Consider the following 18,946-nt stretch of genomic DNA (forward strand, 5'->3'; position numbering starts at 1 on the left):
CGCGCAGGGCCAGGCGCTCGATGCCGAGCGCGCACACCACCAGGAGCGGGGCCGTCATCAGCCCGCCCGCTGCGGCAGGCCGTCCCCGTGCAGGTACCGGCCCAGCGCTGTCACGGGGAACACCATCCGGTACAGGTGGTAGTTGATCGAGAAGTCCCAGGGGAAGCCGGTGCCGGTGAAGTACGGCTCGTCCCAGGAGCCGTCCTCGCGCTGCGTCTCGGCGAGCCAGGTGATGCCCCGTACGACGGACTCCGACTCCCGCTCCCCCGCCGCGAGCAGCGCCAGCAGGGCCCACGCGGTCTGCGAGGCGGTGGACGCGCCGCGCGCCGTCCACTCCCCGTCCACGTAGCTGCGCAGGTCCTCGCCCCAGCCGCCGTCCTCGTTCTGCACCCCGTTCAGCCAGCCCACCGCGCGCCGCACGGCCGGGTGCGAGACGGGTACGCCGGCGGAGACGAGGGCGGGGACGACGGCACCCGTCCCGTACAGGTAGTTGACGCCCCAGCGGCCGAACCAGCCGCCGTCCGGCTCCTGTTCGGCGAGCAGCCAGGAGACGGCCTCGCGGACGCGGGGGTCGCGGCTGCCGCCCTCGCCCGCGAGCATCTCGACGACGTGCGCGGTGACGTCCGCCGAGGGCGGGTCGATGACCTCGCCGAAGTCGCAGAACGGCAGCCGGTTCGGGAAGGGGCTGGTGTTGTCGGCGTCGAACGCCGCCCAGGCACCGTTCTTCGACCGCATGCCGAGCGTCCAGCGCACCGCCCGGCGCACGGCGTCGTCGACACGCGCCCGGTCGGGGTGGCGGACGCGGCGCAGCGCGAGCACGACCTCGGCCGTGTCGTCGATGTCGGGGTAGGTGTCGTTGTGGAACTCGAACGCCCAGCCGCCGGGCCGCAGCCGGGGCCTGCGCACCGACCAGTCGCCGGGCCGCACGATCTCCTCGCCGAGCATCCAGTCCGCCGCCCTGACCAGGGCCGGGTGGTCGGGCGAGAGGCCCGCGTCGGCGAGCGCGACGGTGGCCAGGCAGGTGTCCCACACCGGGGACTGGCACGCCTCGACCATCCGCGCCTCCTCGGGCGTACCGTCCCGGTGCCAGACGGCGAAGCGGTCCAGGGACTCCAACCCGGCGCGCATGACGGGGTGTTCGAGGTCGTAGCCGAGGAGGTTCAGGGCGATCAGGGAGTAGACGGCGGGCGGCTGGATGCCGCCCCAGCAACCGTCGTTCTCCTGCCGCTCGACGATCCAGCGGGCCGCGCTGTTCATCGCCGCGCGCCGCAGCGGGCCCACCGCCGTCCGCCGGTAGGCGTGCAGCACCCGGTCGATGCGCTCGAAGACCCCGTCCCAACTGGCCACCGGCGCGGCCTCCTTGGGCGTCTCCGGGTGCTCCGGGTCGGTGTGCAGCTCGTCCAGCGCGAAGGGCTGCTCGCGTACGGGCCGCTTGGCGGAGACGATGGTGAGCGGGACGATCGTGCCGCGGGCCCAGGAGCCGAAGTCGTAGATGTTGAGCGGGAACCACTTCGGCAAGTAGATGATCTCGGGCGGCAGTTCGGGCAGCGTCTCCCAGCGCCACCAGCCGAACAGCGCCAGCCAGATACGGGTGAAGACGCGCGCCGAGGCGATGCCGCCCCTCTCCCGCACCCAGGCGGCGGCGCGGGCCATGTGCGGTGCCTCGGGTTCGTCCCCGGCGAGCCGCAGCGCGACGTACGCCTCGACGGTGGCGGACAGGTCGCCCGGGCCGCCGTGGAAGGTGTTCCAGGTGCCCTCGGCGGTCTGCTGGGAGCGGATCCAGCGGGCCGCCGCCTGCGTGGTGCGCTCGTCGCGGATGCCGAGGAACTCGCGGAGCAGCAGGTCCTCGGCGTCCATCGTGACGTTCGTCTGCAGGTCGCCCTTCCACCAGCCCTCCTCGTCCTGGCGGGAGAGGAGGTTGGTGACGGCGAGATCCGCCGTCCGCTGCGCGAGGAGCGCGGCCTGTGCCGCGCTCCTCGCCGCGCCGGGCTCCCCGTCCGGGCCGTGACCGCCGGCCCGGACGGGGCTGCCGTCACGCTTCGTTGGGGAGAGGGTGCCGGGGCGCGGGGCCCCCGTGCTGCCGTCGGTCGTGGCTGTCATCGCTTCCCTTCCGAAGGGCCCGGCGTCATCGCCGGCCGGTGAGGTTCACCCTTGCCGCACGACCACGAAGTCGGCCAGGGCGGTCAGTTGGTCACGTACGTGTCCGGGCATGCCGACGCCCTCCAGGGCGGCGAGCGCGGTGGCGTGCTGGCGCTGGGCCTCCTGGGAGGTCCACTCGCGGCCGCCCGCCTCCTCGATGAGCGCGGCGCGCGCGGCGAACTCGGCCTCGTCGAAGTCCTCGAACTCGGCCTGGCTCTTCTTCGCGTCCTCCGCCATCAGCGCCGAGAGCCGCTCGGCGGCCGCGCCCGGCGCGGCGAGCGCCGCGACGACGGGCAGCGACTTCTTCCGCTGCCGCAGGTCGCTCCACGCCTGCTTGCCGGTGGCGTCCGGGTCGCCCCAGATGCCGAGCAGGTCGTCGACGGCCTGGAAGGCGAGGCCGAGGTGGTAGCCGTAGGACTCCAGCGCGTCGGCCGTACGGTCGTCGGTGCCGCCGAGCACGGCGCCGATGGAGCAGGCGCAGGCCAGCAGCGCGCCGGTCTTGTTGCCCTCCATCTCCAGGCACTCCTCGACGGTGACCCGCTCGCGGTGCTCGTAGGAGATGTCCTGCGCCTGACCGTCGATCAGCTTCCGTCCCGCGACGGCGAGACGGCGCGCGGCGCGGCCCGCCTCGACGGTGCCGAGCTCCAGCAGTATCTCCCCGGCGAGCGCGAACAGGGCGTCGCCGACCAGGACCGCCTGCGCGGGGCCGTGCACCTTCCAGACCGTGTCCCGGTGCCGGCGCTGCTCGTCACCGTCCATCAGGTCGTCGTGCAGCAGCGAGAAGTTGTGCACGAGCTCGACGGCGACGGCGCCCGGGATGCCGGTCTCCGGCGCGGCGCCGGCGATCTCGGCGGACAGCAGCGCGAGGGCCGGGCGTACGGCCTTGCCGCCGCCGGCGTCCGAGGGCTTGCCCTCCGCGTCGAGCCAGCCGAAGTGGTAGGCCGCGACGGTGTCCATGGGCGGGGCGAGCCGTTCGATGGAGGCGCGCAGCACCGGTGTGGCGAGCGTCCGCCCGCGTTCCAGCAGGGCCTGGACGCTGGCGGTGTCGACGACGGTGGGCTGGTTCGCCGGGGTCACGATGTCTCCTTGGTGTTCTGCGCTGGTGCGTTCCGTACCGTTCCGGGCTGCGCGCGGGACGGTACGGGTGAGTGAGGCGGGAGGGGCGCGGGGTGCGCGCCGGGTCTGCCGTCGGGTCTCATCCGGCCGCTCTTCCTTCTGTTCCTGGCACCGGTGTCTCGTGCGGGCGGCCGAGGGCTTCGAGGGCTGCTCCGGCAGCGGCGGCTCCGCTGCGTACGGCGCCCTCCATGGTCGCTGGCCAGCCAGTATCGGTCCACGCGCCCGCGAGGTAGACACCGGGCGCCCCGGTACGCGCGCCGGGGCGGAGCCGGGCGACGCCGGGGCGCGGGTCGAAGGTGGCCGCGCGTTCGCGGGTGACGAAGAAGTCCCGTACGGCGGCGGCCCGCGCGGCGGGCAACAGCCGCGCGAGTTCCGGGAGATAGCGGCTGCGGAGCTCGGCGACCGGCAGGTCGATCTCGTCCGCCGCCGCGGACTGCGAGACGGCGAGGTACTGGCCGGGACCGGTCAGCCCCGAGGGCGCCGTACGGTCGAAGACCCACTGGAGGGGCGAGCCGAGCGCGGCGAAGAAGGGGCGGCGCAGCACCCGGCGGTCGTAGATCACGTGCAGGTTGAGGATGGGCGCGGCGCCGAGTTCGCGCAGCCGCCCCGGGTCGGACAGCGCCCCCTCGGGCAGCAGTCCGGCGGCCTCGTCCTGCGGCACGGCGAGCACGACGGTGCCGGCCTCCAGCTCCTCGGGCGCCGCTCCCCTGCCGTGCTCGACGGTCACCCGCCAGCCGCCGTCCGGCGTCCGGCCGAGCGCGCGGGTGCGGGAGCGCAACCGGGTGCGGACGCCGGCGCGTTCGAGGGCGGCGCGGGCGAGGACGTCGTGCAGGTCGCCGAGCGGGACGCGGGAGACGCCGATGTCGGCGGCGCCCGGCGCGGACAGCAGCCCGGTCTTGAACACCTTGGCCGCGAGCCCCGCCGAGGCGTGCGGGGCGCGGGCGTTGAGGGTGGCGGTGCCGACGAGGTCCCACAGCGCCTCGACGGCGCGGTCGCTCTGCCCGTGCCGGCGCAGCCAGGTCGCGAAGTCGATGCCGTCGAGGGCCGGGTCGGCCGGGTCGAGGCGGCCCAGCGCGAACGCGGCCCGCGCCGCGGCCGCCCGCTCGGCGGGCGAGAGGTGCGGGTACCTGCCGAGCCCGGCGGCGAGGTGGAGCGGCACGGGCAGCCCGTTGCGGCGCAGCCGGCCGAGCCGGTGCCGGGCCGGTGCCGCGTCGAGGACGGGCACGTCGAGCCGGCGCTGCACCGGGGCGAGCGCCTCCCCGCCGACCCGCTCCAGGAACCAGGTGTAGGCGGTGCAGCAACGCAGGTGCACATGCTGCCCGTTGTCGACGGTGAGGTCGCCGACGGGTGAGCTGCGCGGGAAGGAGAAGGCCAGTCCGCCGAGCCGGGGCCGGGTCTCGACGAGCGTCGTCTCCAGCCCCGCGTCGGCCAGTTGGAGCGCGGCGGTGGTGCCGGCGAGCCCGCCGCCGACGACGACGGCCCGGCGGCGCACGTCCCCGCCGTCGCCCGGGCCGGTGCGGTCCCGCGCGGGGGCGGCGTGCGGGACGGAGGGGTGGCCGGGCGCGGGTGCCGGGGAGGCGGCGCCGTGCGGGGAGCGGGGGTCAGGGGCGGTCATGCGTGGGCGCTCCTCCGCGCGGCGTGCCGGGTGTCCAGGCCGGAGAGTCCGCGCACGGCGACGTACGCCTTCTCCCGGCCGGGGAGGGAGACGCGGCGTTCGAGCACGGCCCGCGGGTCCGCGTCGATCCGGTCCAGGAGCCGGTGGTAGATGCCGGCCATGGCGGCGACGCAGGCGCCGGAGCGGCGGTCGAGCATGGGCAGCAGCCGGTACCCCTCGGCGAACAGGGCGCGTGCGCGCCGGACTTGGAAGTGCACCAGCCCCGGGAAGTCCCCTCCCGGCGGCGGCGAGAAGGGGGCGGCACTCCCGGACGTGGAGCCGTCGAGGAGACCCGCGCTGCGGAAACCGGCGGAGCAGCCGAACTTTTCAAGATCCTCCGCAGGCAGGTACGTACGTCCGTTGTCAGCGTCTTCCCGTACGTCCCGGAGGATATTGGTGAGTTGGAGGGCGAGCCCGAGCGTGTCGGCGTAGTCCGGGGCGCGTGCGGTGTCCCGCGCGCCGGGGACGGTGCCGAAGACGCCGAGCGAGAGCCGTCCGATCGCACCGGCGACGCAGCGGCAGTAGACCCGCAGCTCCTCCCAGGTCCGGAAGTGCGCGCCACGCACGTCCATCAGGACGCCGTCGATCAGTTCGTCGAGCGCGTCCAGCGGGATCGGGTAGCTGCGGGCCGCGTGCCCGAGGGCGACGGCGACCGGGTCGGTGTCGTCCTCGCGCACCTCGCCGTCCCTGATCCGCGCGAGCAGCACGCGGGTGTCCTCCAGCCTGGCCTTCTTCGCGGGCGGGGCGAGGTCGCCGTCGCCGATGTCGTCGACCCGGCGGGAGAAGGCGTAGAGCGCGGACATCGCGCGCCGCTTGCCCGCGGGCAGCAGCCGGATGCCGTAGGCGAAGTTGCGGGCCTGCTGTCCGGTGACCGTCTCGCAGTAGCTGTACGCGGCTGCCACGGGAGGGGCGATCCCTTCCGCGGGCCGGGTTCCGGCCTCTTTGACCATCGAGCCGTCACCCCTCTCTTCGTCGCAGGGTCGCGACCACCTCGCGCAGCAGTCCGCGCCGGGTGGGCCGGGGAGGTCCGGGCAGTACGTCGTAGCCCGCGTCGCGGATGGCGCGCAGCGCGGCCCGGCCGCCGCCGGTGAAGCCGGCGAGCAGCAGCCGGAGCCGGCCGTCGCTGTCGGCGGTCAGCGGGAGGCCGTGGGCCAGGAGTTCCCGGGCGCGCTCCGCCTCGAAGGCGACGAGGGTGCGCAGCGAGGCGCCGGAGACCCGCGCCGCGAGGTCGTCCTCGGTGACGCGGAAGCGGGCCATGTCCTCGGCGGGCAGGTAGACGCGGTCGCGGGCGAGGTCCTCGGGGATGTCCTGGAGGTGCTCGACGATCTGGAGTCCGGTGCAGACGGCGTCGGAGTGCCGGACGCGCTCGGGCGAGGAGGTCCCGGTGACGGCGAGTACGAGGCGTCCGACGGGGTTCGCGGAGAGTTCGCAGTAGCCGAGGAGCTCGCCGTAGGTGGCGTACCGGTGGACCTTCTGGTCCTGCCGGTTGGCCTCGATCAGCGCGAGGAAGGGCTCGGGGCTCAGGCCGCAGCGCCGGACGGTGGGGGTCAGGGCGCGCAGCAGCGGGTGTCCGGGGCCGGGTCCGGTGCGGGCGAAGACGCGGCGCAGGTCCGCTTCGAGGGCGTCGAGCAGGGCCAGTGGACCGGCCGCCTCTCCGGGGCCGACGCCGAGGCGGGCGGCGTCGTGGCCGCCGGGGGCGAGGTCGCCGTCGCCGATGTCGTCGACGAGGCGGGCGAATCCGTACACCGCCATCAGGTCGTCACGCCACTGACGCGGGAGGAACCGGGGTGCTACGGGGAAGTTCTCGTGCGCGGCCTTGGCGAGCGTCGCGTCCGCGTGCGCGTCCGCCCCGGGGGTCACCAGATGCTGCCCGTAGCCATTGCCGTCACAACTCCGTTTCTACACCGCTGGTACAAAACATCCTATTTCGGACACGCCGCGCCGTCCTGGCCCCGGCGGTCCCGGCTCGTGGCCGCCAACGGAAAAGGGGGATACAGGGCGTTACGCCCGGCATGTCGCAAGGAAGTCCGGCACAGCTTACGCGGTGCGTCCGGCCCCGCTACCGGCGGGCGACCCCCGGCGCGCCCCCGGCGCGGGCACCGCGCCGCAGGCCAGAGGCGGTACGACGGGGTTGGGCCGCGCCGCCGCCGAAGGAGTGCGTACGACGCCGCCCCGGCACGGAAGCCGTGCCGGGGCGGTGGGTACGCGCGGCCGCGCGCTCGCCCTTCGCGGGGCTCACGCGCCGGCGGCTACTTGCCCGTGAACTTCTCGTACTCCTTGAGCACTTCCTCGGTGGGACCGTCCTGGACGAGCTCGCCGCGCTCCAGCCACAGGACCCGCTCGCAGGTGTCGCGGATCGACTTGTTGTTGTGGCTGACCAGGAAGACCGTCCCGGCCTCCTTGCGGAGCTCGCGGATCCGGGCCTCGGAGCGGCGCTGGAACTTCTTGTCGCCCGTGGCCAGCGCCTCGTCGATCATCAGCACGTCGTGGTCCTTGGCCGCGGCGATGGAGAACCGCAGCCGGGCCGACATGCCGGAGGAGTAGGTGCGCATCGGCAGAGTGATGAAGTCGCCCTTCTCGTTGATGCCGGAGAAGTCGACGATGCCCTGGTACCGCTCCTCGATCTCGGCGCGGGACATGCCCATCGCGAGACCGCCGAGGACGACGTTCCGCTCGCCGGTGAGGTCGTTCATCATCGCGGCGTTCACGCCCAGCAGGGACGGCTGGCCGTCGGTGTAGACCTTGCCGCTCTCCGCCGGGAGCAGGCCGGCGACCGCCTTCAGCAGCGTCGACTTGCCGGAGCCGTTGGAGCCGATGAGGCCGATGGCCTGGCCGCGGTAGGCGGTGAAGCTGACGCCCTTGACCGCGTGCACCTCGCGGGCGCCGCCGCCGGGCTTCCGGCGGACGATGCGGTTGAGCGCCGCCGTCGCGCTGCCCCTGCCCTTCGCGCCGCCGTAGACGCGGTACACGATGTGCAGGTCCTCGGCGATGACGGTGGGCGTCCAGGGCTGCGCGGAGTGCTCCTCCCCGGCCGGGGCACGGGATTCCAGGGACGTGCTGTCCGCTGCCGCCTTTCCGGTGTCCTCAGCCACGGCCATAACGCTCCTCCGCCTTCCAGAAGAATACAAATCCGCCGATGCCGACCACGAGAGCCCAGCCGACCGCCAGCGCCCACACGTGCGGCGGGAGCGCACTGCCCGGGTACTCGTCGATGAACGCGAAGCGCATCAGGTCCATGTAGACCGAGGCCGGGTTCCACTGGAGGAGGTCGATGATCCACTGGTCCGCGCCGACGCGCTTGGACAGCTGGTACGGCAGGAAGAACATCACGCCGGACGCGTACATCCACGTCCGCATCACGAACGGCATCAGCTGGGCCAGGTCCGGGGTCTTGCTGCCCATCCTGGCCATGATCAGCGCCATGCCGGTGTTGAAGACGAACTGGCAGGTCAGCGCCGGGAAGACGATCAGCCAGCGCCAGTCGGGGAAGTGGCCGAATCCGACCAGGATCGCGACCAGGACGATCATCGAGAACAGCAGCTGCTGGAGCTGCTGGAGCGCGATCGAGATCGGCAGCGAGGCCCTGGGGAAGTGCAGCGCCCGCACCAGGCCCAGGTTGCCGGAGATCGCCCGGACCCCGTTGAGCACCGAGGTCTGGGTGAAGGTGAAGACGAACACACCCGTCACCAGGAACGGGATGTAGTTCTCCTTGCCGCCCGGGGTGCCGTTCCGGCCGCCCATCAGCAGGCCGAAGATGAAGTAGTAGACGGCCGCGTTCAGCAGCGGCGTCACGACCTGCCAGATCTGCCCGAGCTTCGCCTGGCTGTACTGCGCCGTCAGCTTGGCGCGGGAGAAGGCGAGGATGAAGTGCCGTCGCGCCCACAGCTGACGGGTGTACCCCGGCAGCGAGGGCCGCGCCCCGCTCACCGACAGTCCGTACTTGTCCGCGAGTTCGGCCGGGGACAGACGGTCATCCGGCGACGGCGGAGGCTTCACGCCTGTCGTCGCATCGCCGTGCGTTGTCTCACTCACGTTGGAAACTTTCGTCCTCACACTGCTCAGGTGGGCTGGAGCTGTTGCTGTCTGATCCGAGCTTGTCAGATCACCGGTGGGCGCCCGAGCCGGGTCAGCCGCCACACCGTACGCCACCGCATGGGCCTGCGGGGACCGCACGGGGTGCGCCATCCCTCACGGAAACCGCCGAACCAGGCGCGCAGCGCGGGCCGGGACGGACGGCGGGCGAGGGTCAGCAGCAGCCAGACGCCGACGTAGACGGGGACCAGCGGCGCGGGCAGGTTGCGACGGGCCAGCCACACGCGGTTGCGGGCGACCATGCGGTGATAGACGGCATGCCGGCTCGGCGGCATGGTCGGGTGGTTGAGCACCATGTCGGCGCGGTACTCGATGTTCCAGCCGGCGTTCATCGCACGCCAGGCCAGGTCGGTCTCCTCGTGCGCGTAGAAGAAGTCGTCCGGCAGGCCGCCGACCTCGGCGAACACCTGGGTGCGCACGGCGTTCGCGCCGCCCAGGAAGGTCGTCACGCGGGAGGAGCGCAGCGGGTCGGAGGCCCGCAGCCGGGGCACGTGCCGCCGCTGGGTCTCGCCCGTCTCGGGGTCGACGATGCGGAAGCTGATGATGCCGGTGCTGCGGTCGGCCGCGAACGCCTCGCGGACGAGCTCGGCGGTGTCGGTGTTCGGCAGCAGCCCGTCGTCGTCGAGGAAGAGCAGCGCGTCCACCTCGGCGCCGGACGGGCCGAACGCCTCGATGCCGACGTTCCGGCCGCCGGGGATCCCGAGATTTTCCGGAAGTTCGACCGCCCGTACACCTTCCGGCAACTCGGGCAGCGGGGCGCCGTTACCGACGACCACGGTCTCGATCTTCTCGCCCTTCTGGGCCGCGACGGACGCGAGCAGCGCCCGCAGCTCCTCGGGGCGGTTTCCCATGGTCAGGATGACGGCGCCCAGCTTCATGCCTTCGCTCCCGCTCACTTCAGCCTGCTCGAGGCCAGGATGGACACCAGGTGCAGCAGCGTCTGGAGGACCGCGATGGCCGCCAGGACGGCGGTGCCGAGCCGGGTGAAGAACAGGTCGCCCGAGATCTGGTCCAGGACCGCCAGGACCAGGATCAGCAGGGACGCCTCGATGCCGAGGACCAGCCGGTGGAACTTGAGCGCCGCGGCCGCCTTGCGGGCCAGCGCCAGTCCGGACGAGCGCGGCGCGGACGCCGACTCCTGCACCGGCGGCAGCCCGCCCTGGTGCCGGGCGACGCCGACCAGGTCGGTCTCGGCCTTGATCAGGATCGCGCCGAGCGCGCCGAGGGTGCCGAGGAAGGCCCACAGCCAGTCGATCCGGCCCTCGCCCCACACGTCGGCGGCGCGCAGCCCGAGGCCGACCAGGACCGCCGCGTCGCACAGGTACGCGCCGACGCGGTCCAGGTACACGCCGCCGAGCGAGTACTGCTTCTTCCAGCGGGCGATCTCGCCGTCGACGCAGTCGAGCAGCAGGTACAGCTGCACCATCAGCACGCCGAGCACCGCCCCCGCGATCCCCGGCACCAGAAGTGCCGGGGCCGCGAGGACGCCGAACAGCGTCATCAGGTAGGTCAGCTGGTTGGGCGTGACCCTGGTGTTCACCAGGTGCCGGTCCACGCGGAGGGACAGCTCCCGCATGTAGAGCCGGCCCGCCCAGTGCTCACCGCTGGTCCGGTCCTTCACGCCCGCGGGGTGAACGACCGGACGTAGTTCAGCTACTGACGGCTTGTGCATAGTCGGCGTATGCGTCCCTGATCTGATCGGTGGACAGGTCGAGGTGTTCGAGGATCGTGTAGCGGCCCGGCCTGGTCTGCGGGGCGTACTCGACCACCTTGAGGAACTCGTCCTCGTCGAAACCGATGTCCGTGGGCAGTACGGGCAGACCGTGGCGCTTGAGCACCTCGGCCATCAGCCCGGCGGTCTCCGCGTCCCCGCGCAGGTGCGTGGCGAAGGCGGCGCCGAGGCCGCACTGCTCGCCGTGGCTCGCCGCCCGCTTGGGGAAGAGGAGGTCGAAGGCGTGGTTGATCTCGTGGCAGGCGCCGGACGCGGGGCGGCTGTCGCCCGCGACCGACATGGAGATGCCGGTGAGCACCAGACCTTCGGCCAGGACCTGGAGGAAGCTGTCGTCGCCGACGTCGCCGGGGTGCCGCAGCACGGCCTCGCCGGCCTGCCGGGCGATGGCGGCGGCCAGCCCGTCGATGTCCTCCCCTCGCACCTCGTGACCGAGCTCCCAGTCCCGCACCGCGGAGATGTTGGAGATCGCGTCACCGATGCCGGAGCGGACGAAGCGGGCCGGTGCCTCCCGGATGACGTCGAGGTCGATGACGACCGCGATCGGGTTCGGGACCCCGTAGGAGCCGCGGCCCGCGTCGTTGTCCAGGGTGGCGACCGGCGAGCACAGACCGTCGTGCGACAGGTTCGTCGCGACGGCGACCAGCGGCAGGCCGATCCGCGCCGCGGCGAACTTGGCACAGTCGATGATCTTGCCGCCGCCGAGGCCGACGACCGCGTCGTAGCGGCCGGACTTCATCGCGTCGGCGAGCTTGATCGCGTCGTCGATGGTGCCGCCGCCGACCTCGTACCAGTCCGCGTTGGGCAGCTCCGGGGCGAAGCGCTCGCGGAGCGCCGCGCCGGAGCCGCCGCTGATCGCGAAGGCCAGCTTGCCGTTGGAGGAGATGCGCTGATCGGCCAGCAGGCCCGCCAGGCCGTCCAGCGCGCCGGGACGGATGTCGACGACGACCGGGGACGGAATGAGGCGGGTCAGTACTGGCATGCGATCTCCCGGCCCTTGGCGAGGTCGTCGTGGTTGTCGATCTCGACCCACTTGACGTCGCCGATGGGCGCCACGTCGACCTTGAAGCCGCGGTTGACGAGCTCCTGGTAGCCGTCCTCGTAGTAGAGCTGCGGGTCGCGCTCGAAGGTGGTCTTCAGCGCGTCCGCGAGCTCCTCGGCGGCCTCGGCCTCGATGAGGGTGACGCCGATGTACTCGCCGGTGGCGGTGGCCGGGTCCATCAGCTTGGTGATCTGCTGAACGCCCTTCTCGTCGTCGGTGACGACCTTCATCTCTTCCTCGTCCAGGTTCTTCACCGTGTCGAGGGCGAGGATGATCTTCTGGCCGTTGCCGCGCGCGTCGAGGAGGGTCTTCTCGACGGAGACGGGGTGGACGGTGTCGCCGTTGGCGAGGATGACGCCCTTCTTGATCACGTCACGGGCGCAGTACAGCGAGTAGGCGTTGTTCCACTCCTCGGCCTTGTCGTTGTCGACGAGGGTGATCTTGACGCCGTACTTGGCCTCCAGAGCGTCCTTGCGCTCGTAGACGGCCTCCTTCTTGTAGCCGACGACGACGGCGACCTCGGTCAGGCCGACGGCGGCGAAGTTCGACAGCGCGATGTCGAGGACCGTCTGCGACTCCTCGTCGCCTTCGGGACCCACCGGCACCAGGGCCTTGGGCAGGGTGTCGGTGTAGGGGCGCAGACGCCGTCCGGCGCCGGCGGCCAGCACGAGGCCGATCATGCGGGTTCTCCTGATTCGTCGTGTACTGCGGGTGCTGTGGAGGACACCCAGAAACGGATGCTCTCGATGAGCACCGTGACCGCGACGACCGCGGCGAGCGCGGTCAGCGCGATGGTGAAACCTGAACCTGGACCGGAGCGGTCGCCTCCGCCGACGAGCAGCGCGGCGGCGACGGCGACCAGCACCGTCCGTCCTTCGTGCCCCCCGGTCGCCCGCACCAGCCAGTGCGGCGGCGCGCCGGTGCCTCCGCGGATGCGGTACACCGTGTCGTAGTGATGGTAGGCGACCGCCGCCACCAGCCCGAATGCCGCGGGCAGCGCACCGCTCACCTCGGAGCGGGCCGCGAGCACGAGGAGGGCGGTGTACTCCGCGGCGCGGAAGAAGGGGGGTACGAGCCAGTCGAGGGCGCCCTTGAGCGGCCGCGCGACGGCGAGCCCCGAGAAGAGGGCGTACGCGAGCGCGGCGAGCACGATCCAGCCGCTGCCGGCGGGCGTCCACAGCGCGGTGGCGACCAGCGCCGCCGAGCCCGCGAGAGCCAGCGCCGGCGCGGCCGGTCCGGGGAGCCGGAGGCCGGCGGCGGCGCGGGCGACGCCGGAGGCGAGCGGGCCGCTGTCGGCGAGTTCGGCGAGCGCGGTGGCGGCCCGGTCGGTCCTGCTGGCCTTGCGGGTGACGGAGCGCAGCAGGCGTCCGGCGGTGGTGTAGCAGGCGGCGAGGGCGCAGCCGATGATCAGCACGGCCAGCGTGATGCGGGGCGTGGTGCAGGCGGTGAGGACCGCGATCAGCAGCCAGCGCTCGCCGATGGGCAGCACGATCATGCGGCGCAGCCAGACCGTCCAGCCGACGCTGTCGAGCTTGCCGGAGAGCGCCGCCGTGGGGCTGGTGTTGGCCGAGGCGTCGTGGTTGGCCTCGTTGAAGGAGAAGTCGACGACGTGCCGCGCGGTCTGGAGGACCATCGCGCCGAGCGCCAGGGCCCACACGTCGTCCCCGCCGCGCGAGGCGCCGAGCGCGAGGCCCGCGTAGTAGGCGTACTCCTTGGCCCGGTCGAAGGTGGCGTCGAGCCAGGCGCCGAGGGTGGAGTACTGGAGGTCGTACCGGGCCAGCTGGCCGTCGGCCGCGTCCAGCACGAAGGAGACGAGCAGCAGCACACCGGCGGCGACGAAGCCGCCCCGGGTGCCGGTGGCCGCGCAGCCGGCCGCGATCAGCGCGGTGATCAGCGAGACGGTGGTGACCTGGTTCGGGGTGAGCCCGCGCCGGGCGCACCAGCGCGCGATGTACTTGGAGTACGGGCTGACCAGGAAGGTGGTGACGAAGCCGTCGCGCGGCTTCACCGCCGACCGCAGCCGTATCGCCTCGTCGTCGACGGCCGCGACCGACCGTTCGGCCTCGGCGCGTTCGGCGTCGTGGCCGGGGACGGCGGCGACGAGCGCGCCGAGCACGGGGCGGTGCACGGCCGTGCCCTCCGCCTCCAGCACATCGGCGAGCGCCTCGGGGCGGCTCGCGTCGACCGCGTCGGCCGCCTCCACCGCGCGCAGCAGCGCGGCGCGGGCCTCCGGCTGCGCGGTGAGCGCGCCGGGTGCCGCGGCGGCGGGGAAGCGGGGGTCGGTGAGGGCGAGCCGGAGGCTGTGCCGGTGGCCGACGAAGCGCGGGTCGACGAGCGCCACGCGCTCGCCCGCGGGGACGGCGGCCAGCTCGGCGCTCAGCGCCCTGGTGTCGTCCGGCACACGCACGGCGAAACCCAGCGCCCGCAGGTCGCTCTCCAGCGGCGACCCGGCGACCACAGGACCGGTGAGAATGGCGGTCGGCAGACGAACTCACTCCTTGGAAGCTGGCAGATCCGCCTTCCTCGGCCCCGAGGGAGGCCGGGCAGCGGTCACGGTGCGCCATCGCCCGTTCGGGGGGTGGGCGGCACGCGGCAGAGGCTATCGGATCGCCGGAGTGAGGCTTCACCACGCGTTCACCGAACCCGTCTTGCCATGACGGACTCACCCGTCATCGCCGCGACGTCAGGCGCGCTCCGCCGTGATGGGCAGACAGCATGGTGGATCATGACCGCCGGTCACAAACCCGGAAGCGGCGGGGGGCTTTTCCGCTGCCGGTTAGGGTGCCGTTATGACGTGGTTGATCACAGGCGGGGCGGGTTACATCGGTGCGCATGTGGCGCGGGCGATGGCGGAATCCGGCCAACAGGCCGTCGTTCTGGACGACTTCTCGACCGGGCTCCCGGAGCGGCTGCGCGCCGTCCCGGGCGCGGGCGGGGAGCCCGGCGTCCCGGGTGACATCCCTCTCGTCCGCGGCTCGACGCTGGACGGGGCCGCGCTGGAGACGGCGATCGCCGAGTACGGCGTGACGGGGGTGATCCACCTCGCGGCCCGCAAGCAGGTCGCGGAGTCGGTGGAGCGGCCGCTGCACTACTACCGCGAGAACGTGCACGGGCTCACGGTGCTGCTGGAGGCCGTCGCGGCGGCCGGTGTGCGCCGGTTCGTCTTCTCCTCCTCGGCCGCGGTCTACGGGATGCCGGATGTGGACCTCGTCACGGAGGACACCCCGTGCCTGCCGATGAACCCCTACGGCGAGACGAAGCTCACCGGAGAATGGCTGGTCAGGGCGGCCGGACAGGCACACGGAATCTCCACGTCCTGCCTGCGGTACTTCAACGTCGCGGGCGCGGCCGAGCCGGCGCTGGCGGACACCGGGGTCTCCAACATCATCCCGATGTTCTTCGACGCGCTGACCCGCGGCGAGGCCCCGAAGATCTTCGGCGACGACTACCCGACCCCGGACGGCACCTGCGTGCGGGACTACATCCACGTGCAGGACCTGGCGGAGGCGCACGTCAAGGCCGCCGGTCTGCTGTCCCCGGACGGGAGCGCGGGCGACCTGACGCTGAACATCGGCACGGGCAGCGGCGTCTCGGTGCGGGAGATGGCCTCGCTGGTCGCGGAGGTCACCGGCCGGCGGGAGCCCGCGGCCGAGGTGGCCCCGCGCAGGGCGGGCGACCCGGCCCGGGTGGTGGCCTCGGCCCGGCGCGCGGAGAAGGAGCTGGGCTGGACGGCGCGGCACGACGTCCGCGCGATGGTCGCCTCCGCCTGGGAGGGCTGGCTGCTGCGGCACCCGGAGCTCGGCTGACGCCGGGTTCCCCTCTCTTCGGCCGCGCCCCGGCAATCTTTTTCCGCGGGCGCCCGCGGCCTCCCGTCCGATGTCGCAACGCTCTGACCTGCGGACCAGCCTCCCGTACAAAACCGCAGGTCAGGGCACATGACAACGGTGTTCAGCGTCGCGTTGCACATACCCCCCACCCGTAGTTCACTGGCGGTCGTCAGCGGAAATCCGGAGCACCACTGGGACACGGGAGGCACCAGCGATGGGGGCAGGGCACGATCACGGAGGGCCGCGGCCCGCGGCGGGTACGGCGTCCTCCGCGTACCGGGCACGGCTGCGGGTGGCACTGGGCATCACGCTCACGGTGCTCGTCGCGCAGATCGTCGGCGGGCTGCTCGCCGACTCACTGGCACTGCTGGCCGACGCGGGCCACATGGCGACGGACGCGCTCGGTCTCGGCATGGCCCTGCTGGCCATCCACTTCGCGAACCGGCCCGCGGGCGGGCGGCGGACCTTCGGCCTGGCGCGGGCCGAGATCCTCGCCGCGCTGGCCAACTGTCTGCTGCTGCTCGGCGTCGGCGGCTACATCCTCTACGAGGCGATCGAGCGCTTCATGACCCCGGCCGAGACGGACGGGCCGCTCACCCTCGCCTTCGGCGCCTTCGGGCTGCTGGCGAACCTGGTCTCGCTGTCGCTGCTGATGCGGGGACAGAAGGAGAGCCTCAACGTCCGCGGCGCCTTCCTGGAGGTGCTGGCCGACGCGCTCGGCTCGGTCGCGGTGCTGGTCTCCGCCGGGATCATCATGCTCACCGGCTGGCAGCCCGCCGACCCGATCGCCTCGCTCGTCATCGGCCTCATGATCGTCCCGCGTACGCTCCGGCTCGCGCGGGAGGCGCTGGACGTGCTGCTGGAGGCGGCGCCGAAGAACGTCGACCTGGAGCAGGTGCGTGCGCACATCCTGGACGTGGAGGGCGTCGAGGGGCTGCACGACCTGCACGTGTGGACGATCACCTCGGGCATGCCGGTGCTCTCGGCACACGTCGTCGTCTCGCAGCAGGTCCTGGACTCCAGGGGCCAGGAACGGATACTCCACGAACTCCAGGAGTGCCTGGGCGGCCACTTCGACGTTGAGCACTGCACGTTCCAGCTCGAACCGCGCGGACATGCTGAGCACGAGGCGAATCTGTGCCACTGACGTGCGGCACACTGGGGCGCCGTTGTCGGACAAGCAGCCCGGAAGAAGGATGAAGATGGCACACAGCGCAGCCGCTCCGATCATGCTCGAACTGGTCGACGAGGAAGGGCGGACGATCGGCACGGCCGAGAAGCTCTCTGCGCACATCGCCCCGGGCCAACTGCACCGCGCGTTCTCCGTGTTCCTCTTCGACCGGGCCGGCCGGTTGCTGCTCCAGCGCCGCGCGCTGGGCAAGTACCACTCGCCCGGTGTCTGGTCCAACACCTGCTGCGGGCACCCGTACCCGGAGGAGCCGCCCTTCGTGGCGGCCGCGCGGCGGGTCGGTGAGGAACTCGGGGTGGCGCCCTCGCTGATGCGGGAGGCGGGGACGGTCCGGTACAACCACCCGGACCCGGACTCGGGCCTGGTGGAGCAGGAGTTCAACCACCTGTTCACCGGCCTGGTGGAGGCCGAACTGCGCCCGGACCCCGAGGAGATCGGGGACACCCGGTTCGTGACCCCGGACGAACTCAAGGCGCTGCACGAGGAGAAGCCGTTCTCCACGTGGTTCATGACGGTGCTGGACGCGGCGCGTCCCGGCATCCGCGACGTCACCGGGGAGACCGCGGGCTGGTGATCCGCACCGGGTGCCCGGGGCCCGGCCGTCCGCGAGGGCGGCGGGGCCCCGGGCACCGCGTCGTTCAGGGGCGGCGGCTCACCTGAGGGCGAGCGGGAAGGCCGCCCAGACCACCTTGCCGCCGGCGCAGGTCTGCTCGACGTCGCAGAGCCCGCCGGCCTCCGTCGTCACCATCTTGACCAGCAACAGGCCGCGGCCGCCGGTGTGTTCCTGGTCCGGCTCGGCGGCCAGGGCCTTGGGGCGGTAGGGGTGGCTGTCCTCGACGGCGACCCGCAGCCAGCCGTCCCGGATCGAGATCTCCACGCCGATCTCCGGCGAGAGCAGCGCCGCGTGCCGTACGGCGTTGGTGACCAGTTCGGAGAGGACCAGCAGCACGCTGTGCACCAGGTCCTCCGGCACCCGCCGCCCCTGGCGGTCGATGAGTTCGCGGACCGAGTGCCGCAGGCGCGGCACGGAGGAGTCCAGCGTGGGGGCGGTGAACCGCCAGGCACCCTCCTGCGGGCGGGGCTCGGCGCGCTCCTGGACCGGTGTCGCGACCGGGGCCACTGCGCCCGCTCCCGGCGGGAACCCTCCACGGCTGTCCATCTTCCGCACCCCGCTCTCCTCCCGGCGTTCTTGCAGATGTACTTGCATCGAGTGTTGGTATGCCAGCGGCCTGGTCTCCCCTCATGACCGCAAGTCGGCACGTATCGATGGCATTTGACAGAACGCTTCCGGGCCGAGGTCACCTGTGACTGAAGTTGCAGGCCGGGATCGTCACTCGATGACAGGTGTCCGGATACGATCCGACAATGGAGTCATCCCCTCCCGCCCTGCTCACGGAGCACGCCGACGGCGTCGCCACCGTCACCCTCAGCAACCCCGCCAAGCGGAACGCGATGACGCCCGGCATGTGGGCCGGTCTCCCCCCGCTGCTGCGGAAGCTGGCCGACGACCCCGCCGTACGCGCGCTCGTCCTCACCGGCGCACGGGGCACGTTCTGCGCGGGCGCGGACATCTCCAGCCTGCGCGGCGAGGCGGACAGCGCGCAACGGCTCGCGGTGGCGGCCGAGGAGGCGCTCGCCGCGTTCCCCAAGCCGACGCTGGCCGCCGTGCGCGGGCACTGCGTGGGCGGCGGCTGCCAGCTCGCCCTCGCCTGCGACCTCCGGTTCGCCTCCCGCGAGGCGCGGTTCGGGATCACCCCGGCGAAGCTCGGCATCGTCTACCCGGCCGCCTCCACCCGCCGCCTGGTCCGGGTGGCCGGCCCGTCCACCGCCAAGTACCTGCTGTTCTCCGCCGAGTTGACCGACGCGGAACGGGCGCTGCGCACCGGACTGGTCGACGAGCTGCACGAGGACGGCGAACTGGACGCCCGCGTCCGGGAGTTCACCCGCGTCCTCGCCGGCCGCTCGCAGCTCACCCAGGCCGCGGCCAAGGAGTTCGCCGACGGCCGCGCGGACGAGGAGCGCGCCGCCGCCTGGCAGCGCGCGGCGGCCGAGGGCCCGGACGCCGCCGAGGGCGTCGCCGCGTTCCTGGAACGCCGCACTCCGCACTTCACCTGGACCCCGGAGGCCCTCGGCTGAGCCTGCGCACGGCGCGGCCCAA

At 72.8% G+C, this 18,946-nt stretch carries 17 protein-coding genes; 4 read left to right on the forward strand and 13 right to left on the reverse strand.

Annotation, left to right across the window (positions count from 1 at the left end):
• Positions 1 to 57: 57 nt before the first annotated feature.
• From shc to HCC30_RS16635, 12 genes are all read right to left on the reverse strand, one after another.
• Positions 58 to 2,100 (reverse strand): squalene--hopene cyclase, encoded by a 2,043-nt coding sequence (gene shc / locus HCC30_RS16580; protein WP_169443338.1) that lies wholly within the window; start codon positions 2,098 to 2,100, stop codon positions 58 to 60.
• Between the two features lie 45 nt (positions 2,101 to 2,145).
• On the reverse strand, positions 2,146 to 3,216 hold the full coding sequence (locus HCC30_RS16585) for a polyprenyl synthetase family protein (RefSeq protein WP_346776662.1): 1,071 nt from the start codon (positions 3,214 to 3,216) through the stop codon (positions 2,146 to 2,148).
• Positions 3,217 to 3,334: 118 nt separating this feature from the next.
• On the reverse strand, positions 3,335 to 4,870 hold the full coding sequence (gene hpnE / locus HCC30_RS16590; protein ID WP_169443339.1) for a hydroxysqualene dehydroxylase HpnE: 1,536 nt from the start codon (positions 4,868 to 4,870) through the stop codon (positions 3,335 to 3,337).
• Positions 4,867 to 5,859 carry a presqualene diphosphate synthase HpnD gene (gene hpnD / locus HCC30_RS16595; protein ID WP_169443340.1) on the reverse strand — a complete coding sequence of 331 codons (993 nt, stop codon included), beginning with the start codon at positions 5,857 to 5,859 and terminating at the stop codon, positions 4,867 to 4,869. The genes hpnE and hpnD overlap by 4 nt, the downstream gene beginning before the upstream one ends.
• A gap of 7 nt (positions 5,860 to 5,866) precedes the next feature.
• Complete coding sequence (gene hpnC, locus HCC30_RS16600) at positions 5,867 to 6,769, reverse strand: squalene synthase HpnC (RefSeq protein ID WP_169443341.1); 903 nt, start codon at positions 6,767 to 6,769, stop codon at positions 5,867 to 5,869.
• Between the two features lie 389 nt (positions 6,770 to 7,158).
• Positions 7,159 to 8,007 carry an ABC transporter ATP-binding protein gene (locus tag HCC30_RS16605; protein WP_240979658.1) on the reverse strand — a complete coding sequence of 283 codons (849 nt, stop codon included), beginning with the start codon at positions 8,005 to 8,007 and terminating at the stop codon, positions 7,159 to 7,161.
• A complete protein-coding gene (locus tag HCC30_RS16610) occupies positions 7,994 to 8,941 on the reverse strand; it encodes an ABC transporter permease (RefSeq protein ID WP_169443342.1) in 948 nt (315 codons plus the stop codon). The genes HCC30_RS16605 and HCC30_RS16610 overlap by 14 nt, the downstream gene beginning before the upstream one ends.
• Positions 8,942 to 9,006: 65 nt before the next feature.
• Positions 9,007 to 9,879: a glycosyltransferase gene (locus HCC30_RS16615; RefSeq protein ID WP_169443554.1), complete on the reverse strand. Its 873-nt coding sequence runs from the start codon at positions 9,877 to 9,879 to the stop codon at positions 9,007 to 9,009.
• 14 nt (positions 9,880 to 9,893) lie between these two features.
• On the reverse strand, positions 9,894 to 10,673 hold the full coding sequence (locus HCC30_RS16620) for a CDP-alcohol phosphatidyltransferase family protein (RefSeq protein ID WP_169443343.1): 780 nt from the start codon (positions 10,671 to 10,673) through the stop codon (positions 9,894 to 9,896).
• On the reverse strand, positions 10,651 to 11,712 hold the full coding sequence (locus tag HCC30_RS16625; RefSeq protein WP_169443344.1) for an iron-containing alcohol dehydrogenase family protein: 1,062 nt from the start codon (positions 11,710 to 11,712) through the stop codon (positions 10,651 to 10,653). The genes HCC30_RS16620 and HCC30_RS16625 overlap by 23 nt, the downstream gene beginning before the upstream one ends.
• Entirely contained in the window at positions 11,700 to 12,452 is a 753-nt protein-coding gene (locus tag HCC30_RS16630) for a phosphocholine cytidylyltransferase family protein (protein ID WP_169443345.1), read from the reverse strand. The genes HCC30_RS16625 and HCC30_RS16630 overlap by 13 nt, the downstream gene beginning before the upstream one ends.
• Positions 12,449 to 14,257 carry a DUF5941 domain-containing protein gene (locus HCC30_RS16635; RefSeq protein ID WP_169443555.1) on the reverse strand — a complete coding sequence of 603 codons (1,809 nt, stop codon included), beginning with the start codon at positions 14,255 to 14,257 and terminating at the stop codon, positions 12,449 to 12,451. The genes HCC30_RS16630 and HCC30_RS16635 overlap by 4 nt, the downstream gene beginning before the upstream one ends.
• A 304-nt stretch (positions 14,258 to 14,561) precedes the next feature.
• Here HCC30_RS16635 and galE point away from each other — a divergent pair, with 304 nt between their 5' ends.
• From galE to idi, 3 genes are all read left to right on the forward strand, one after another.
• Complete coding sequence (gene galE, locus HCC30_RS16640; RefSeq protein ID WP_169443346.1) at positions 14,562 to 15,578, forward strand: UDP-glucose 4-epimerase GalE; 1,017 nt, start codon at positions 14,562 to 14,564, stop codon at positions 15,576 to 15,578.
• Between the two features lie 235 nt (positions 15,579 to 15,813).
• Positions 15,814 to 16,746 carry a cation diffusion facilitator family transporter gene (locus tag HCC30_RS16645; protein ID WP_169443347.1) on the forward strand — a complete coding sequence of 311 codons (933 nt, stop codon included), beginning with the start codon at positions 15,814 to 15,816 and terminating at the stop codon, positions 16,744 to 16,746.
• Between the two features lie 55 nt (positions 16,747 to 16,801).
• Positions 16,802 to 17,362, forward strand: coding sequence for an isopentenyl-diphosphate Delta-isomerase (gene idi / locus HCC30_RS16650; RefSeq protein ID WP_169443348.1), 561 nt, complete (start codon positions 16,802 to 16,804; stop codon positions 17,360 to 17,362).
• Between the two features lie 78 nt (positions 17,363 to 17,440).
• Here idi and HCC30_RS16655 read toward each other — a convergent pair whose 3' ends face one another.
• A complete protein-coding gene (locus tag HCC30_RS16655) occupies positions 17,441 to 17,947 on the reverse strand; it encodes an ATP-binding protein (protein ID WP_169443349.1) in 507 nt (168 codons plus the stop codon).
• 206 nt (positions 17,948 to 18,153) lie between these two features.
• Between HCC30_RS16655 and HCC30_RS16660 the strand changes: the two genes are divergently transcribed.
• Positions 18,154 to 18,924 carry an enoyl-CoA hydratase/isomerase family protein gene (locus HCC30_RS16660; protein ID WP_169443350.1) on the forward strand — a complete coding sequence of 257 codons (771 nt, stop codon included), beginning with the start codon at positions 18,154 to 18,156 and terminating at the stop codon, positions 18,922 to 18,924.
• Positions 18,925 to 18,946 lie beyond the last annotated feature (22 nt).

This window comes from Streptomyces sp. HNM0574, assembly GCF_012726235.1.
In the GTDB taxonomy this organism is placed as follows: domain Bacteria; phylum Actinomycetota; class Actinomycetes; order Streptomycetales; family Streptomycetaceae; genus Streptomyces.

What these genes read in the sequence shown, in the direction of transcription:
- HCC30_RS16605 (WP_240979658.1), bottom strand. Translation starts at nt 8,007, where the DNA reads ATGGCCGTGGCTGAGGACACCGGAAAGGCGGCAGCGGACAGCACGTCC.
- HCC30_RS16645 (WP_169443347.1), top strand. Translation starts at nt 15,814, where the DNA reads ATGGGGGCAGGGCACGATCACGGAGGGCCGCGGCCCGCGGCGGGTACG.
- HCC30_RS16625 (WP_169443344.1), bottom strand. Translation starts at nt 11,712, where the DNA reads ATGCCAGTACTGACCCGCCTCATTCCGTCCCCGGTCGTCGTCGACATC.
- HCC30_RS16655 (WP_169443349.1), bottom strand. Translation starts at nt 17,947, where the DNA reads ATGGACAGCCGTGGAGGGTTCCCGCCGGGAGCGGGCGCAGTGGCCCCG.
- hpnD (WP_169443340.1), bottom strand. Translation starts at nt 5,859, where the DNA reads ATGGTCAAAGAGGCCGGAACCCGGCCCGCGGAAGGGATCGCCCCTCCC.
- shc (WP_169443338.1), bottom strand. Translation starts at nt 2,100, where the DNA reads ATGACAGCCACGACCGACGGCAGCACGGGGGCCCCGCGCCCCGGCACC.
- HCC30_RS16620 (WP_169443343.1), bottom strand. Translation starts at nt 10,673, where the DNA reads ATGCACAAGCCGTCAGTAGCTGAACTACGTCCGGTCGTTCACCCCGCG.
- galE (WP_169443346.1), top strand. Translation starts at nt 14,562, where the DNA reads ATGACGTGGTTGATCACAGGCGGGGCGGGTTACATCGGTGCGCATGTG.
- idi (WP_169443348.1), top strand. Translation starts at nt 16,802, where the DNA reads ATGGCACACAGCGCAGCCGCTCCGATCATGCTCGAACTGGTCGACGAG.
- hpnE (WP_169443339.1), bottom strand. Translation starts at nt 4,870, where the DNA reads ATGACCGCCCCTGACCCCCGCTCCCCGCACGGCGCCGCCTCCCCGGCA.
- HCC30_RS16615 (WP_169443554.1), bottom strand. Translation starts at nt 9,879, where the DNA reads ATGAAGCTGGGCGCCGTCATCCTGACCATGGGAAACCGCCCCGAGGAG.
- HCC30_RS16630 (WP_169443345.1), bottom strand. Translation starts at nt 12,452, where the DNA reads ATGATCGGCCTCGTGCTGGCCGCCGGCGCCGGACGGCGTCTGCGCCCC.
- HCC30_RS16660 (WP_169443350.1), top strand. Translation starts at nt 18,154, where the DNA reads ATGGAGTCATCCCCTCCCGCCCTGCTCACGGAGCACGCCGACGGCGTC.